The sequence below is a fragment of the Lysinibacillus sp. NPDC056220 genome, from assembly GCF_049315265.1.
In the GTDB taxonomy this organism is placed as follows: Bacteria; Bacillota; Bacilli; order Bacillales_A; family Planococcaceae; genus Lysinibacillus; species Lysinibacillus pinottii.
The window spans coordinates 697,428-712,672 of sequence record NZ_JBMOXD010000001.1 but is presented as its reverse complement, the minus strand read 5'-3'; the positions used below and the strand labels follow the sequence as shown (position 1 = coordinate 712,672).

Annotated in this window: 15 protein-coding genes; 10 read left to right on the top strand and 5 right to left on the bottom strand. The window is 35.1% G+C overall.

The window, feature by feature from the left end:
* Positions 1-442 precede the first annotated feature (442 nt).
* Positions 443-2,182, bottom strand: a complete 1,740-nt coding sequence (locus ACOZBY_RS03450; protein ID WP_198695111.1) for a B12-binding domain-containing radical SAM protein — start codon at positions 2,180-2,182, stop codon at positions 443-445.
* A gap of 310 nt (positions 2,183-2,492) precedes the next feature.
* Between ACOZBY_RS03450 and ACOZBY_RS03445 the strand changes: the two genes are divergently transcribed.
* Both ACOZBY_RS03445 and ACOZBY_RS03440 read left to right on the top strand, forming a co-directional pair.
* Complete coding sequence (locus ACOZBY_RS03445) at positions 2,493-3,860, top strand: ATP-binding protein (protein WP_230584346.1); 1,368 nt, start codon at positions 2,493-2,495, stop codon at positions 3,858-3,860.
* 120 nt (positions 3,861-3,980) lie between these two features.
* Positions 3,981-4,427, top strand: a complete 447-nt coding sequence (locus ACOZBY_RS03440) for a MarR family winged helix-turn-helix transcriptional regulator (protein WP_008174146.1) — start codon at positions 3,981-3,983, stop codon at positions 4,425-4,427.
* A gap of 128 nt (positions 4,428-4,555) precedes the next feature.
* Here the strand turns inward: ACOZBY_RS03440 and ACOZBY_RS03435 are convergent, their stop codons facing one another.
* The 3 genes from ACOZBY_RS03435 to ACOZBY_RS03425 all read right to left on the bottom strand — a co-directional run bounded on the left by ACOZBY_RS03435 (position 4,556) and on the right by ACOZBY_RS03425 (position 6,198).
* Positions 4,556-5,251, bottom strand: a complete 696-nt coding sequence (locus ACOZBY_RS03435) for a hypothetical protein (protein WP_031418820.1) — start codon at positions 5,249-5,251, stop codon at positions 4,556-4,558.
* Positions 5,252-5,312: 61 nt separating this feature from the next.
* On the bottom strand, positions 5,313-5,930 hold the full coding sequence (locus ACOZBY_RS03430) for a CPBP family intramembrane glutamic endopeptidase (RefSeq protein WP_012293027.1): 618 nt from the start codon (positions 5,928-5,930) through the stop codon (positions 5,313-5,315).
* Positions 5,931-6,009: 79 nt separating this feature from the next.
* Positions 6,010-6,198 carry a YkvS family protein gene (locus ACOZBY_RS03425; protein ID WP_004224583.1) on the bottom strand — a complete coding sequence of 63 codons (189 nt, stop codon included), beginning with the start codon at positions 6,196-6,198 and terminating at the stop codon, positions 6,010-6,012.
* A 123-nt stretch (positions 6,199-6,321) separates the two neighbouring features.
* On the opposite strand from ACOZBY_RS03425, the gene ACOZBY_RS03420 reads away from it, so the two are divergent.
* From ACOZBY_RS03420 to ACOZBY_RS03410, 3 genes are all read left to right on the top strand, one after another.
* Positions 6,322-6,510, top strand: coding sequence for a hypothetical protein (locus tag ACOZBY_RS03420; protein WP_012293028.1), 189 nt, complete (start codon positions 6,322-6,324; stop codon positions 6,508-6,510).
* A gap of 92 nt (positions 6,511-6,602) precedes the next feature.
* A complete protein-coding gene (locus ACOZBY_RS03415) occupies positions 6,603-6,779 on the top strand; it encodes an aspartyl-phosphate phosphatase Spo0E family protein (protein WP_008174142.1) in 177 nt (58 codons plus the stop codon).
* Positions 6,780-7,073: 294 nt separating this feature from the next.
* The gene (locus ACOZBY_RS03410; protein WP_031418822.1) at positions 7,074-7,940 is read left to right on the top strand and encodes an NAD(P)-dependent oxidoreductase; all 867 of its coding nucleotides are present in this window, start codon (positions 7,074-7,076) and stop codon (positions 7,938-7,940) included.
* A gap of 69 nt (positions 7,941-8,009) precedes the next feature.
* Here the strand turns inward: ACOZBY_RS03410 and ACOZBY_RS03405 are convergent, their stop codons facing one another.
* A complete protein-coding gene (locus tag ACOZBY_RS03405; RefSeq protein WP_012293031.1) occupies positions 8,010-8,402 on the bottom strand; it encodes a DoxX family protein in 393 nt (130 codons plus the stop codon).
* Between the two features lie 154 nt (positions 8,403-8,556).
* Between ACOZBY_RS03405 and ACOZBY_RS03400 the strand changes: the two genes are divergently transcribed.
* The 5 genes from ACOZBY_RS03400 to ACOZBY_RS03380 all read left to right on the top strand — a co-directional run bounded on the left by ACOZBY_RS03400 (position 8,557) and on the right by ACOZBY_RS03380 (position 15,238).
* Complete coding sequence (locus tag ACOZBY_RS03400) at positions 8,557-8,877, top strand: winged helix-turn-helix transcriptional regulator (RefSeq protein ID WP_012293032.1); 321 nt, start codon at positions 8,557-8,559, stop codon at positions 8,875-8,877.
* Positions 8,878-9,087: 210 nt separating this feature from the next.
* A complete protein-coding gene (locus ACOZBY_RS03395; protein WP_197149213.1) occupies positions 9,088-10,410 on the top strand; it encodes an MFS transporter in 1,323 nt (440 codons plus the stop codon).
* A 65-nt stretch (positions 10,411-10,475) separates the two neighbouring features.
* Complete coding sequence (locus ACOZBY_RS03390) at positions 10,476-11,378, top strand: chemotaxis protein (protein WP_012293034.1); 903 nt, start codon at positions 10,476-10,478, stop codon at positions 11,376-11,378.
* A 160-nt stretch (positions 11,379-11,538) separates the two neighbouring features.
* Complete coding sequence (locus ACOZBY_RS03385) at positions 11,539-13,092, top strand: Ppx/GppA family phosphatase (RefSeq protein WP_036160877.1); 1,554 nt, start codon at positions 11,539-11,541, stop codon at positions 13,090-13,092.
* Positions 13,082-15,238 (top strand): RNA degradosome polyphosphate kinase, encoded by a 2,157-nt coding sequence (locus ACOZBY_RS03380; protein WP_012293036.1) that lies wholly within the window; start codon positions 13,082-13,084, stop codon positions 15,236-15,238. The genes ACOZBY_RS03385 and ACOZBY_RS03380 overlap by 11 nt, the downstream gene beginning before the upstream one ends.
* The last annotated feature ends 7 nt before the right edge of the window (positions 15,239-15,245 follow it).

Sequence of the window (15,245 nt, the reverse complement as noted above, 5' to 3'; positions counted from 1 at the left end):
TTTTTTTTAAATCGAAAATTAACTATTGAAAAGGACTAGGTAGTTCCAATAAAATAAAAAATACATAAAAACACCATACTAATAAATGTGAAATTATTGGCTGATATTCTAAGACGACCAGATTTTTGGCGTAGAATATAAGGGCTCCATTCGTTACCAAAATGTCTAAATGAGTAAACTGTCACAAAATTTTTGGAAAATTTAAAAATTAATTTCCCGAGTATGGAAATTTTAATTGGGTATATTTTCAACCTATAAATCGTCTACCTTTAAGAAATTTGCCCTAATCATTTTTAGATTCGCTGTGAATACTTGACTACTAGATTAAGGATGCAGAAAAGCGATAGAAGCTCTACATTTCCTTTTGAGTGTATCTTTAAGAATTGTTTAAGACAAATAAAAAAAGCTAGTCCTGATCGTTAAATCAGTCTAGCGTTTCTTATTAAAGAGTGTGGATTGTTGCAAAGTAAGGAGCTTGACCATGACGGAAATAGGTTAAGAGATAGCCATCTTTTTGTACAATTTTGCCATTCAGGAAATCATCATAATTGAGAGAATGCGGGATGACCAAAGTATGCTTAAATAGCTCTTTCTCAGTGAGTTTAAAGTCTGCAAATTCCTCACCTGCGATAGCTGGATTTTCACGTAATGTCTGATAGATTAATTTTTGTTGCTCTTCTGTTGGACGTTCCTTCCACCATAATTTACGTGGTTGGAATTGCTGAGCCGTTAGATAATCTAGTTGCATTAAGCTCTGAATAATGTTTAAATTTGCACCATCCACAGTTTCTAAGAACATTAGTAAACGACGGAATAAATCTTCTAATTGATGGCCAATACGGGACCATCCTTTAGTTTCCCAATACGTACCAAAGCTTTGGAAAAAGTCAAAAGGTGTATCGAAGACCTCTGTCACTAAATATTCGATTGTATGGTCCATACGATGATCATTCCAATATTTCTCTAGAACATCCTCTGCATGTTTAATGCGAACAATATCATCAAATGTGAGGACATTATTAGAAAAGATTTCATAAGGAGCTAGGTCAACGTACGTATAACCAAACTTTTCAGCCTCCACTCGAAGGCCTGTACCACGTAAAAGTTTTAAAAAACCAAGTTGAAGTTCTTCTGGTCGCATGGCAAAAACATCATTGAATGTTTGACGGAAGCTTGCGTAATCCTCTTCTGGTAAACCTGCTATTAAATCTAAATGTTGATCGATTTTTCTGCCTTCTTTAACCATTGTCACGGTTCGTTTTAGTTTTTCAAAGTTTTGACGACGTTGTACAAGTGTATTTGTTAAATCGTTTGTGGATTGAACACCGATTTCGAAACGGAATAGACCTCTCGGTGCATTGTCATTTAAAAATTGGATAACTTCAGGACGCATAATATCGGCAGTAATCTCAAACTGGAATACAACACCGGGTTTATGTTCATCAATTAAAAACTGGAACATTTCCATAGCGTAACTTCGGCTTATATTAAACGTTCGATCCACAAATTTTATAGTTCTAGCGCCATTATCCATTAAGAAACGAATATCTTCTTTTATTTTTTCACGGTTAAAGTAACGAACACCAACTTCTATTGAAGATAAACAGAATTGGCAGCTAAACGGACAGCCTCTACTTGTTTCAATGTACTGTATGCGTTTCCCAAGATGAGGAAGGTCCTCTTCAAAGCGAAACGGACTTGCTAATTCACGCAAATCTATCTTAGGTGGCTGAGCGTGAATTTTGACTTTCCCGTCCTCCAAATAGCAAATCCCAGGAACTTCCTCCAATAATATTTCTCCGTGTAAATAACGTAACAATTGTTTAAATGAAATTTCTCCTTCACCCATCACGATGAAATCTACTTCAGGTATACGACGTAGCCAATGGTGAGAATCGTAAGAAACTTCAGGGCCTCCAAGCAAAATTTTAACATTTGGACAGACTGTTTTTAACATTTTAATGACATGAATTGTTTCTTCAATATTCCAAATATAACAACTAAATCCAATAATATCAGGTTTTTTTTGGAACAAATCTGATACAATATTAAAAGCAGGGTCTTTAATTGTATATTCTGCTATAATTGGATTGAATTCGGGCGCAGCGGCACCTTTTAAATAGCGTAACGCTAAGTTTGTGTGTATATACTTTGCATTTAAAGTAGTTAAAATAGTATTCATACAATAATCTTCCTTTCAATTTCTAATTGTATCAGTCAAGTATTTGACGTACAATATAATTCTTTTTACCTATTTATTTTGTGAACAGTTCGTGAAATAATTTAAAATACTTAAATTTACTAAATTTTGTAATAATAGAATCGTACTGTCATAATGTATAGTAAAGGCTCAAAATTCGATTTAGAGGTTTCTTACTCTTTTGAAAGGTTCGGTGAGAAAGTTGAAGCAAAATGATATTAATCAATGTTTTGGAAATCTTATGAAAAGTACTTCGTCACCAACACTTATACTCAATAAAGCAGGGAAAATTTTGAACGTCAATGAGGCTGCTATCCAACTTTTTAATCTTAATTTAACGTTTATTGGTAATTTGGCTATGGACGAGCCGTCTAAATTTAAATGGGCGAAATTCGTCCAACAATTACAAAAGGATTTACGATCAGAAGAAATTTTCAACATTCGCACAGTTGGGAATGAGTACGAAATGTTATCTTTTAAATGTTTCTACGACCCAAATGCCGAAGAAATTGTTGCGCAAATTTCAACATTAAATGATGATGTTGCCCATAAATTATACGTTAGTCAAGAGCATGAAAGATCTCAATCCTTTAATGCATATGATTACTTACCTTATGCTGTTATTGTGAGTGATGCTAGCGGTATTATTCTTGGGCTTAATAAGTATGCAGAAATGTTTCTAAAAGTAGAAAGCTCGCAGTTACTCCATAAAGCTCATCAGCATATATTTGATTTATTTACATTGAAAAAAGGGCAGATTACATCCTATCTTTCTAAATTAATGGGTGAAAAACATGCAAGTCTTCACGTTGTCGATGAAACCCAAGTAAGTAGAACTTGCTATTATGAAATATCCAGTATCTTTGATGAATACAATAATATTATTGTCACAGTTATTAATGATGAAACAGAGAAGAAGCAACTTCAACATAAAGTTGAACATCAACATGCTTTAAATGTTGTTGGACAAATGGCAGCGAGTATTGCGCATGAAATTCGTAACCCATTAACTTCTTTAAAGGGGTTTACTGATTTATTAAAGATAAATGCGGATGATGAATCACGCATGTATCTCTCTGTCATTGATAGTGAGCTTCAACGAATGGAGCAAATTTTATCAGAACTTTTAGTTTTGTCCAAGCCATCAACTATGAAAGTGGAGTTGCTGGAACTAGATCATATCGTGAAACAAGTCATTGAGTTCATGTTACCAGATGCACTCATGAAAAATATTATGATTCAGTACATTTCAAATCCAAATCAAGTTTATATCGGCGGAAATGAAAATCGATTAAAGCAAGTGTTAATGAATCTTATCAAAAATGCGATGGAATCCATGAACAATGGTGGTACGATTACTGTAGAAATGACTACAAATGACTGCGCGATTGTTGAACTTACAATTAAAGATGAAGGCGTTGGAATGGATAGCACAACCCTTCAAAACCTATTCCAGCCTTTTTACACGACAAAATCATCAGGGACAGGACTGGGCCTTGCTTTCGTGAAAAAAGTTATAGAAGAGCACGATGGAATTATAGGTGTTAATAGTGAATTACAGAAGGGGACATGCTTCCATCTGCAGTTCCCAATCTATACATTTAATCAAGTGGATACACTCGAAGTGTCCACAAAAGATTCTGCCTATTTAGTCACATAAAGAGAGAAAAATGGTTGAATAACAACAATATAACCTTCTAAATCAGATAATGCTTTTGACAATGCTTTTCTAATATCGCTATAATGTCAAGTATAAAGAGCGAAGTGAGAGGAAAAGAATATGACGTCAGAAGACTTAAAACAATCTTTAAAATTATATATTGTATTGTCACGTGCACTTAAGGCTATTAATGAGACAACACATCAATTATTTCAGGATAATGGTTTAAACCCAACTGAATTTGCTGTACTTGAGCTTCTTTATCATAAAGGAAGACAGCCATTACAGCAAATTGGCAATAAAATTTTACTTGCCAGTGGGTCTATTACGTATGTCATTGATAAGCTTGAAAAAAGAGGCTACTTATTGCGTGTGTCTTGTCCTTCAGATCGCCGTGTGACATATGCAGAAATCACGGATGAGGGCGAAGCATTTATGGGAGAACTATTCCCAAAACACGAGCAGCATTTGCATGAAATAATGAGTGTATTATCTTCAGAAGAAAAAGAGCAAGCTATTACATTATTAAAGAAAATGGGCCTTTCTATTAAAGATTTATCTTATTAAAACGTTGTCTCATTCATTTGAGACAACTTTTTTATCATGTGGAAGAAGTAAGATATCACAAAGAGCTTATACACACATAAAAGGACGATAGAGACAAGTTGTCTATCGTCCTTCCTTAGTATGAATTATTATTTTTTAGAAATAGTTGCTGCCATGTTCATCATAGCATCTGTTAAATCTTGCTTATCATTATCGTGAATAGTTAATTTTGTAATGAGACCATCTTTTTCAAAAACAACCCCAATTACTTTCTCTGTGTCAAAGTCTACAACATAACCTTCAATATTTTGAACATCCTTGAATACAGCTAATTCATCAGTAGTTAAAGCGACTGTTTCACCTACAGCATTCATATAATCTTGCATTGCTGTTTTTACTTCAGTAAAGCTTGATTGAGATGCCTCAATTGTTTCAATACGCATAAACACTTCATCATCTTCATTAGATACTAACATATCTTTACCAGGCTCTTCTTGTGTCAATGTGAATCCTGAAAGTTGTTGTAGTTTATAGCTTTGATCAACGCTTTTAGATTCAGTTGCCTTTTCTGTTTTATCTACACCATTTTGTTTGTAAGTCACATCTTGTTGTGGCTGTTTGGAAACATCCTCTGTATTTGTTTCATTTGAAGCAGGTGTATCTGTATCCTCTTCCTCTTGTGCTTCACCTGCTGTTTCATCACCAGATGGTTTTTGATCGGCAGCAGTATTTGACGGCTCATTTTGTTGAGCATCTGAATCCCCTGTTTTTTCAGAGGTATTACAACCTACAACTAGTACTGCTGTTAATAATAATGCAAGAATTGAAACTAATTTTTTTTGCATAAAAAACCCTCCTTTTCTAAATTAAACGTTAGTAAAGCTAAAATGTTTCCAAATAATAATGTTATGATGTTAAAGGTAACACTAAAAATAATAATAGTACAAAAACAACATGAGCTACAATAACAAGTGGCATACTTTTCCGCCATTCATACAAGAAGCCCCAAATAATACTTGTCACAAGTGCAGCAACCACGCCTAGAATAAAGCCGCTTAGGGCTATGGAAATGGCACATAAAACTGCCGTAACTAGGACAGCCAAAGATGGGCGCATAAAGCGTTTTAATTGTTGCTGAATGTAACCACGCCAAAACAATTCTTCGCCGATGGCAACAATAAAAACAAGTAATGCATAGTGCCAAATATTTTGTGGTCCATAATTTGTTAAAAATTTATGAACAGATTGTACTAAATTATTATTAATATAGGGAGCAAGCCAATAACCGAAGCGAATAATACCATAAGTGATGGTACCGTATCCAATTCCAAAGAGTAAAAATTGCCATGTCGGTAATTGATCTTCAATAGAACCGGCTAGTATGGCAATGGCAATACATACTAGTAAAGTAAATGCATACATGTACCAAAATACTGCTTGGTTAGCAAAGGTAAAGGCAAGCATGCCATAAACGAATAATAGAGAAAGGAGTAATAGTATTGTTTGTTTTGAATTTGTTAGCATATACGACCTCCATGCTTTAATTTTATCAAAAAAAAAGCCCCATATCATCTATAAAGACAAATAGGGACTATTCAGACTATTAAGCTTCATTCGTATATAAAATTTTATAACGTTTATGATTGACGACCGTTTTCTCTTCAATTTCAAGGGAATCAAAATTCTCCATATATGTTAAGTTAACAATCACCGAATTTTCATTTACCTTTTCGACAATACCTTGGAGACCATTTTTAAACTCGATAATATTTCCAACTTCAGCTATTTTCACAGACAGTCAGCTCCTTCATCGACTAATAATATACAGTTTGCACGAAAAAATGGTAAACGTAAAGCTTTTTTTAAATAATTCATAATTTAGTACACAAAAGATGAAAAGAAAGGAATAAAACTAATGGAAAAATACGAAAATATGCTTAAACAATTACAAAATGGGGAAATAGGAAGTATCGAAATTCAAAAGGAAGATTTTTACGAATTTCGGGAAATACTTGTAAGACATCCTTTATTTAAACATTTTAGGGGTGAGGCCAAGCAAAATGGACGAATTATCTATACTTATAACGAAATACCAAGGAGTTAATTTGTCGAACATTGTCGTAAGTTAATGCTGTAAGAAATGAAATATAAATGTATAATAATGGTATGATTATTTGTGTGTGGAGGGTTGTATGAATGGTCAATCTACTCTTGAAACAAATGGAACAAACTCGTGAGTTGATGATTCGCTCTGGTGTTGAAAACGGGTTACAAAATGCAAAAACCATTCAACTGAGTCGCAGATTAGACCAGTTAATGAATACCTATTATAGACAGACAGCATTCGATGAAGAAAAAGACCAAGACGAATAAAAAGATTGTTCCAGTATTCAGAGTAATAACATTATAAAAATAGATGTTTAAAATGCATTTCATTGGGGAATAACTTACTATGAACACAGCAACATTCTCATTTCCCCCTTTAGAGCAGTGATCCCCCAATCACTTGCTCTCTTTTTTTTGCTTATTCGGTATATATGCAGGCCATCCTTTTTTTAGTACAAGTTATAGGAAGAGTTTGAATTATTTTATTTATTCGCCTAAACTGAAAACATCAAGTCACTTAGGTGAAGGAATCCTAACTTTATGACAAAGGAGTATGTACATATGAAAAAGCAACGTATTGCATTTATCGGGACTGGCGTTATGGGGACAAGTATTATTAAACACTTATTGAGGAATGACCATGAGGTGACGGTGTATACTCGAACTAAAGAAAAAGCAGAGCCACTAGTAGCTTTAGGGGCATCTTGGGCTAGTTCGCCAGCAGAAGCATTTAAAAATAAAGATATTGCATTTACAATGGTTGGTTACCCATCAGATGTGGAAGAGGTTTATTTTGGAGATAATGGGCTTTTCAAAACAGTTGAACCTGGCAACATTGTTATTGATATGACAACTTCAGAGCCTTCTTTAGCTAAGAAAATTTATGAGCATGCTCAATCTATTAGTGTAGAATCTTTAGATGCACCTGTTTCAGGTGGTGATATCGGTGCGCAAAATGGTACATTGTCCATTATGATTGGTGGCGATTTAACAACCTACGATAAAGTTTTACCGTTGATGAAGCATTTTGGGGAAAATATTGTTTATCAGGGTGAGGCAGGGGCTGGTCAGCATGCAAAGATGTGCAATCAAATTGCCATAGCTTCAGGTATGATTGGGGTATGCGAATCACTGGCTTATGGTCTTAAGGCAGGGCTGGATTTACCGACCGTATTGCAGTCAATTGCATCAGGTGCAGCAGGCTCTTGGTCTCTAAGTAATTTAGCACCACGGATGATTAAAGAAGACTTTGCACCAGGTTTTTATATCAAACATTTCGTGAAGGATATGAAAATTGCTTTGGATGAGTCCAAGAAAATGGGAATCACTTTACCAGGATTGGCATTAGCCTATGAAATGTATGAAAAATTGATGGAAGATGGCTATGGTGATAATGGGACACAAGCTCTTCTTCAGCATTATAGATAGTTATATTTGGTTGGATTAAAATAGGAAACCTGAAATCTCTTCATTTTGAGGAGACTTCAGGTTTTTTCATTACTCTTTCCCAAAAAGTTGGGCGTCTAGTGAAAGGCTAGAAGCACCAGCTAGAGTAAAGTATAGAGCAATAGCACCTAAGGCTAAATCTAATTCGTAACCGGCTAAACCATCAGCCCCAATAAAGCCAATGCTAAGCTTAGCTGTGAAAATGGCTACAATCATAGTGATTGTTAGTAGGGCACCAAAAATTCTCGTTGCTAAACCTAATATAAGGGCAATACCTCCCACTAATTCAATAATCGCAACGATATACGCCATAAATCCTGGTATACCTATACTGTCAAAAAAGTCTGCCGTATAGCTAATACCTCCTTGGAATTTTTGAAAGCCGTGTACTGCAAAAATAATGCCAAGAACGACACGTAAAATAGTTGAACCAATGTTTTGCATATTATTGTATCTCCTTTTCTTTAACTTACATTTCGTAACCTAGTGTATTTTTAAAAACGACTTTTGTCAAGTAACTAAATGTATTTTAAGAACTGAATGTCGAAATAAGTGTTATACTGTTGTATATGAACTACTAACAATGGAGGCTTGTAACGTGGATCAAAAAAAAATTTGTCCTCGATTTGAAAAGGCGCTAAAAATATTAAATCATCGCTGGAATACTTTACTTATATTTCAATTATTAGATGGTCCACAGCGATATTCAGTCATTAAAAATCAGTTAAACATAAGCAGCCGCGTATTAACTGAGCGATTAAAGGAGCTAGAGACCGAGGAAATTGTATTACGCACGGTCATTCCTTCTACCCCAGTCGTCATTGAGTATGAACTGACGGAAAAGGGATATGCACTTGCTCCGGTGTTAAAAGCAATTGAACAATGGTCTTCTGAATGGGTAGCAATAACTGAAAAATAATAAAAAAGATATTCAGGCGAGGGGGCTTGAATATCTTTTTTTTTACTAGAAAAAAATTGAGAAAGGGCTTTGTTTTTCGATCTATTAGCAGTTATGTTTTAGGAAATTTACTGTTATATTGTAAATAATATTAATTTTCTTTAAAAAAAGAAATTTTTTATTACGGAAAAAAATTAATGGATTATTATAGAGAATGTAAGGGAGGGTTTTATGAAAAAGAGTTCAGCAATAGATGTTCAGCATCGAAGTCAGTTAGCAATTTACTTATCATTACCAATACTGTCATGGGCCTTCTATGATTTTGCTAATACAATTTTTTCTTCAAATATTAATACGATTTTTTTCCCGTTCTATATGGATGAGGTATTAGGGACAAATGAAGTTATGCAACAAGTAGCTAGTACATTTATTTCGTACGCGAATGCCATTGCTAGTTTATTACTTGTAGTATTCTCTCCGCTGTTCGGAGTATGGATTGATAACACTGGCTATAAAAAGAAATTTATTGTCTGGTTTGCGTCTATTTCCATTCTTTTTACGTTTATGATGGGGATCTTTGCGAACCTACAGACTACCACTCATTACTCAGGCGTCCCCCTTAGTTTATTTTTAGTCGTGGCAAGTTTTGTTATTGCAAAGTTTTTCTTTAATTCCAGTCTAGTATTCTATGATTCCATGATGGGAGATTTAGGAACGAAAGAAGAAATGCCGCTCATATCGGGCTATGGCGTTGCAATAGGGTATTTGGGTACACTTGTTGGACTTCTCGTTTATTTGTATGTTGGCAGCAGTGATTTTCATCGTGCATTTATTCCAACAGCAATTTTGTATTTATTATTTTCGCTGCCCTTATTTTTGATTAACAAAGATACACCAATACCAAAAGCACAGAGGAAGTCTTTAAAATTTTTAGATGGCTATAAGGAAATTATTCAAACCTTCAAGGATATGAAGCAATATAAGGCTATCTTTACTTTTATGATTGCTTATTTCTTTTTGAATGATGCTATTGCGACTACGATTGCAATGATGGCAGTTTATGCGACAGCCATTGTTGGGTTTAGTTCAGGTCAATTTATCATTCTTTATCTAGTCTCTACTGTATCAACGATTATAGGTTCTTTGGCATTTGGCTATATAACGAAATCAGTAGGAGCTAAGCGCGCCATTACTATGGTAGCTCTAATTATGATTGTCGCTTTAGTGTTTGCTGTATTTGCCACAGCACAATGGATGTTTTGGCTTGCAGGTAGCCTTTTTGGTATATCACTTGGCTCTATGTGGGTAACGTCTAGGACCTATATTATTGAATTGTCACCCAATGAGAAACGTGGACAGTTCTTCGGCTTGTTTGCTTTCTCAGGGAAAGTATCCTCCATTATTGGGCCAGCCGTATATGGAACAGTTACATTGTGGATGAAGGATTATGGTACACTAGCAAGCCGTGTCGCACTATCGACGTTAATTGTAATGACAGTTATCGGCCTGTTGGTACATCTAAAAGTTAATGATAAAAATGGAAATAGCAAGTAGGAGAAATGTATTGCCTATGATACAATTGAATTATAAATTGAAGTAGAGAAAGGAGCGGGGTTGCATTGGAACATAAAGGAATATTATTAGAAAGTGGCACAAATGAGCTAGAAATCGTTGAATTTGAAGTGGCTAACAATAAATTTGGTATCAATGTAATTAAAGTAAAAGAAATCATTCAACCGATTCCAGTAACATTTATTCCACACGCGCACCCGCATGTAGAAGGAATCATTCAATTACGAGGTGAAGTATTACCAGTTGTGGATATGCTACGGGTATTAGGAATTCAGAGTACTGAGCGTAATCCACAACAGAAATATATTGTTGCTGAATTTAATAAGCAACGTGTTGTGTTCCATGTGGATAACGTGACACAAATTCACCGTATATCGTGGGATCAAATTGAAAAGCCTTCAGATATGTATCAAGGCGGAACATCACAAGTTATAGGTGTTATTAAACAAAACGAACAGATGATTCTACTACTCGATTTCGAAAGAATTATGGTGGATATTAATCCTGAATCGGGCATAAGTGTAGAATCTGTCAAAAAACTGGGCAAACGTGAGCGTACTGGAAAACGCATTTTAATTGCAGAGGATTCACCTTTATTACGAAAATTATTATTTGATACGATGAATGAAGCTGGCTATGACAATGTAGAATTCTTTGAAAATGGCCGCGATGCTTATGAATACTTAGAAGGAATAGCGAAGAGCGGTAGTGATATTGCAGAACATATTCAATTAGTTGTAACGGATATTGAAATGCCACAAATGGATGGGCATCATTTGACAAGAAAAATCAAAGAACATCCTGATCTTCAAAAACTTCCAGTTATCATATTCTCAAGTCTAATTACAGATGACCTTCGTCATAAAGGTGATCAGGTAGGAGCAGAAGATCAAATTAGTAAGCCAGAAATTGCAGAGCTCATCCTACGTGTTGACCAATTAATTTTGTAAAAATTGTGCCTTACATGATACTTCTCAATTTTAATAATGGGTATCCTGAAAGTATAAATAAATGAAAGTAAAGTCGGATGCCTTTAAAGGGTCCGACTTTTTGTATAGGTATACATATTGTGAACAAAATAAACTGAAGATGCTTGAAGGATGTGATTATTTGAATGAATTAAAAACAGCTATTATTGATATCGGCTCCAATACTATTCGCTTAGTGATATATCAGTATAACAATGAAGAGGGGCTTCATGAGCTTGGAAATATTAAAACGGTAGCACGTTTGCGTACATATTTACAGCCCTCTGGTGAGATGTCTAAAGAAGGTATCCATGTGTTAGCGGAGACCTTAGAAACATTTAAAGCGATGTTAGAAGATTTTGAAGTGACAGAAGTGAAGGCAGCTGCAACTGCTGCTATCCGCCAGGCGACCAACCGCGACCAAATAATAGCAGAAATGAAAGCTCGAACTGGCATCCAAATTGAGCTTTTATCAGAAGAAGAAGAAGCTTATTTTGGCTTTGTAGCTGTCGCTTTTTCCAGTGGCACAAAATCAGGAGTTACGATTGATATTGGTGGTGGAAGTACCGAAATTACACTGTTTGAAAATAAAGAAATTCAGCAATCACATAGTTTCCCATTTGGGACAGTTTCATTAAAGCAACGTTTTGTGAAGGGGGACATCATTAATAGCAGTGAAAGGAAGGAACTTATTGCCTTTTTAAAAGAGCAATTTCAAACCTTAACATGGATTCAAAATAGTGGTTTACCGATCATTGCAATTGGAGGAAGTGCGCGTAATATTGCACAAATTCATCAACAAAAACATGATTATCCCATTGCCAGTGTCCATGGATACGAAATGACAAAAGAAGATTTAGATGAATTAAGCTTATTTTTAGGCCAATTAAGTTTTCAAGAATTGAGGCAGCTTGATGGTCTATCATCAGACCGTGCCGATATTATTTTACCTGCCTTAGAAGTATTTAGAGTATTAATGGAAACTGTAGGAAGCAAGTCTTTCCAACTAACGAAGAAGGGATTACGTGAAGGACTAATTATCAAAAAGATCTTACAAACAGATAGCAATGCTTTTGATAAATATAATGTTTTTGACGGCAATGCCAGGCGGCTTGCTCGACAGTATGGTCGAACTGAAAATGAGGTCGATTATTTGATGCATTTAGCCGATCAATTGTATCGCGAATGTTGTCATTTAGGCTATTTACAATATAATGCGGAAGATTTGCAGTTAATAAGAAAAGCAGCAAAGGTATTTAATATCGGTGAATATATAGAACTAAGCTCTGCAAGTCAACATACCTTTTATTTGATTGCGAATCAATCTATTGATGGTTTAAATCACCCAGAAAGAGTCAAACTAGCCCTTCTAGCCTCTTATAAAAATAAAGATTATTTTGAACGATTCGCTGCCCCATTCGCTACTTGGATGAATCGTGAGGAGTATCGGAAAATAAGAGATTTTGGAGCGTTATTAAAATTTGTCTATGCTTTAAATGTCTCAAAGCGAAATGTTGTACATGCAATTGATATGCATCCAGAGGAAGACTATGTACAGCTCAATATTTATATAAAGAACAATGCAGCAGCTGAAAAATATCAAGCTAATCGACATAAAAAACATTTAGAGCGAGCATTAAAAATCCCAATGACAATCAATTTTATTGAAGAAGGATGGAATAAGGATGACAACTGAAATAACGAATAATGAGCTAAATGAGGAAGAGTTTTTAGAAAATCATAGTCGTTTACTAGAGGAGATTGCGAAGCCTCAGTACTATAATAATCGAGAGTTAAGTTGGCTTGCTTTTAATGAGCGTGTATTAGAGGAAGCGGAGGATGTGAATAATCCTCTGCTAGAGCGTTTGAAATTTTTAGCTATATTTAGTTCAAATCTAGATGAGTTTTTTATGGTGCGTGTGGCAGGCTTACAAGATCAAGTTCGTGCAGGGTTCCATAAGGCTGAGAATAAATCTGGGTTAACACCAAAAGAACAATTAGCGAAGATTGCAGAACGTACACAAGCTTTAGTGCGTCGACAAACTGAAGTATACCGCCATTTAATCTATGATTTATTACCACAGCATAATGTACATATTGCAGACATGAAAGATCTAAATAGCACACAAAAAGCTTTTATTAACGAGATGTTTGCAGAAACTATATTCCCAGTATTAACACCTGTAGCAGTAGATGCGTATCGTCCCTTCCCGACATTGCTTGGGAAAACACTAAATTTACTAGTCCTATTAGAGCAGGATGAATCAGATCTTGAAAGTCGTGAAAAAGTCGCAATCGTTCAAGTTCCATCTGTTTTAGATCGATATATCAAAGTGCCTACTGAAGAAGGTAAAACAGTCGTTGTACTACTGGAGGATGTCATTGTAGCACATATTGAAAAATTATTTTATGGCTATAGTGTAAAATCAGCGCAAGCCTTCCGTTTAACGAGGAATGCGGATTTAACGATCCACGAAGAGGGTGCAAGGGACCTTCTCGTTGAAATTGAAAAAGAGTTGAAGAAACGAAAGTGGGGAGTAGGAAGCCGTCTAGAAGTTCGAGTTGGAGAAATGAATGAGGAAGTGCTTCTATATTTATTAGATGAATTTGAAATTGAAGAAAATGATGTTTTCCATATTGATGGTCCTTTGGATTTAACCTTTATGTTCTCTTTTGTAAAAGGTATAGCTGTTGGCCGTGAACATCTTGAATATGAAAGCTTCATCCCACAGCCACCTTTAGATTTACAATCTGACGAAAATATTTTTGAAAAAGCATTGACACAAGATATCTTTTTCCATCATCCATATGAATCATTTGCACCGATCGTTGACTTTGTCTCAGAGGCAGCAGTTAATCCGAATGTATTGGCAATTAAACAAACATTATATCGAGTAAGTGGCAATTCACCAATCATTCAAGCACTGAAACTGGCTGCTGAAAATGGCAAACAAGTAACAGTTTTAGTCGAATTAAAGGCTAGATTCGATGAAGAAAATAATGTGCATTGGGCAAAACAACTAGAGCAAGCAGGCTGCCTTGTTATTTATGGGATGAACAATTTAAAAACACACTCCAAAATTACATTAGTCGTTAGTCGTCGAAATGGAAAAATTGAACGCTTTGTTCATCTTGGCACAGGAAATTATAATGATGCCACTGCAAAAATTTACACGGATATGGGCATAATAACGACAGATAAAGAATTTGGGATTGATGCGACAAACTTCTTTAACTATTTAAGTGGCTATACAGAAAAACCTACATTTAATCACTTGGTTGTGGCACCATTTGATATTCGAGATGAATTTATTCGTTTAATGGATGAAGAAATTGCTTGTCATAAAAAATATGGGAATGGTTTTATTCGAGCTAAAATGAATTCATTGACAGACAAAGATCTTATGATGAAGCTATATGAGGCTTCGATTGCTGGGGTAAAGGTAGAACTTATAATACGTGGTATTTGCTGTATTAGACCGGGGATTCCTGGCATTAGCGAAAACATTACTGTAACAAGTATCGTTGGTCGTTTCCTTGAACATTCCCGAATCTATTGGTTCCATCATAATGGTGAGAATAGAGTATATTTATCTTCAGCTGATATGATGACACGTAACATGATTAAACGTGTAGAAATTTTGTTCCCTGTATATGCAAATGAAGCAAAAACTCGTATTATTGACATTATGAATACACAATTAATGGATACTGCTAAGGCTCGTATTCAAGACTCCAATGGTAAATATCATTATAAAGATTTTGATCGTAGTGAAGATCCGCTGAATAGTCAGGAGATTTTCTTACAAGATGCATTAAAGCCTACGCTAGACGAAGAATAGAGCAAAC

Excerpts from the sequence above, each read along its gene's own strand:
- ACOZBY_RS03430 (WP_012293027.1), bottom strand. The coding sequence starts at position 5,930 with ATGCTAACAAATTCAAAACAAACAATACTATTACTCCTTTCTCTATTA.
- ACOZBY_RS03435 (WP_031418820.1), bottom strand. The coding sequence starts at position 5,251 with ATGCAAAAAAAATTAGTTTCAATTCTTGCATTATTATTAACAGCAGTA.
- ACOZBY_RS03440 (WP_008174146.1), top strand. The coding sequence starts at position 3,981 with ATGACGTCAGAAGACTTAAAACAATCTTTAAAATTATATATTGTATTG.
- ACOZBY_RS03410 (WP_031418822.1), top strand. The coding sequence starts at position 7,074 with ATGAAAAAGCAACGTATTGCATTTATCGGGACTGGCGTTATGGGGACA.
- ACOZBY_RS03380 (WP_012293036.1), top strand. The coding sequence starts at position 13,082 with ATGACAACTGAAATAACGAATAATGAGCTAAATGAGGAAGAGTTTTTA.
- ACOZBY_RS03395 (WP_197149213.1), top strand. The coding sequence starts at position 9,088 with ATGAAAAAGAGTTCAGCAATAGATGTTCAGCATCGAAGTCAGTTAGCA.
- ACOZBY_RS03405 (WP_012293031.1), bottom strand. The coding sequence starts at position 8,402 with ATGCAAAACATTGGTTCAACTATTTTACGTGTCGTTCTTGGCATTATT.
- ACOZBY_RS03420 (WP_012293028.1), top strand. The coding sequence starts at position 6,322 with ATGGAAAAATACGAAAATATGCTTAAACAATTACAAAATGGGGAAATA.
- ACOZBY_RS03415 (WP_008174142.1), top strand. The coding sequence starts at position 6,603 with ATGGTCAATCTACTCTTGAAACAAATGGAACAAACTCGTGAGTTGATG.
- ACOZBY_RS03450 (WP_198695111.1), bottom strand. The coding sequence starts at position 2,182 with ATGAATACTATTTTAACTACTTTAAATGCAAAGTATATACACACAAAC.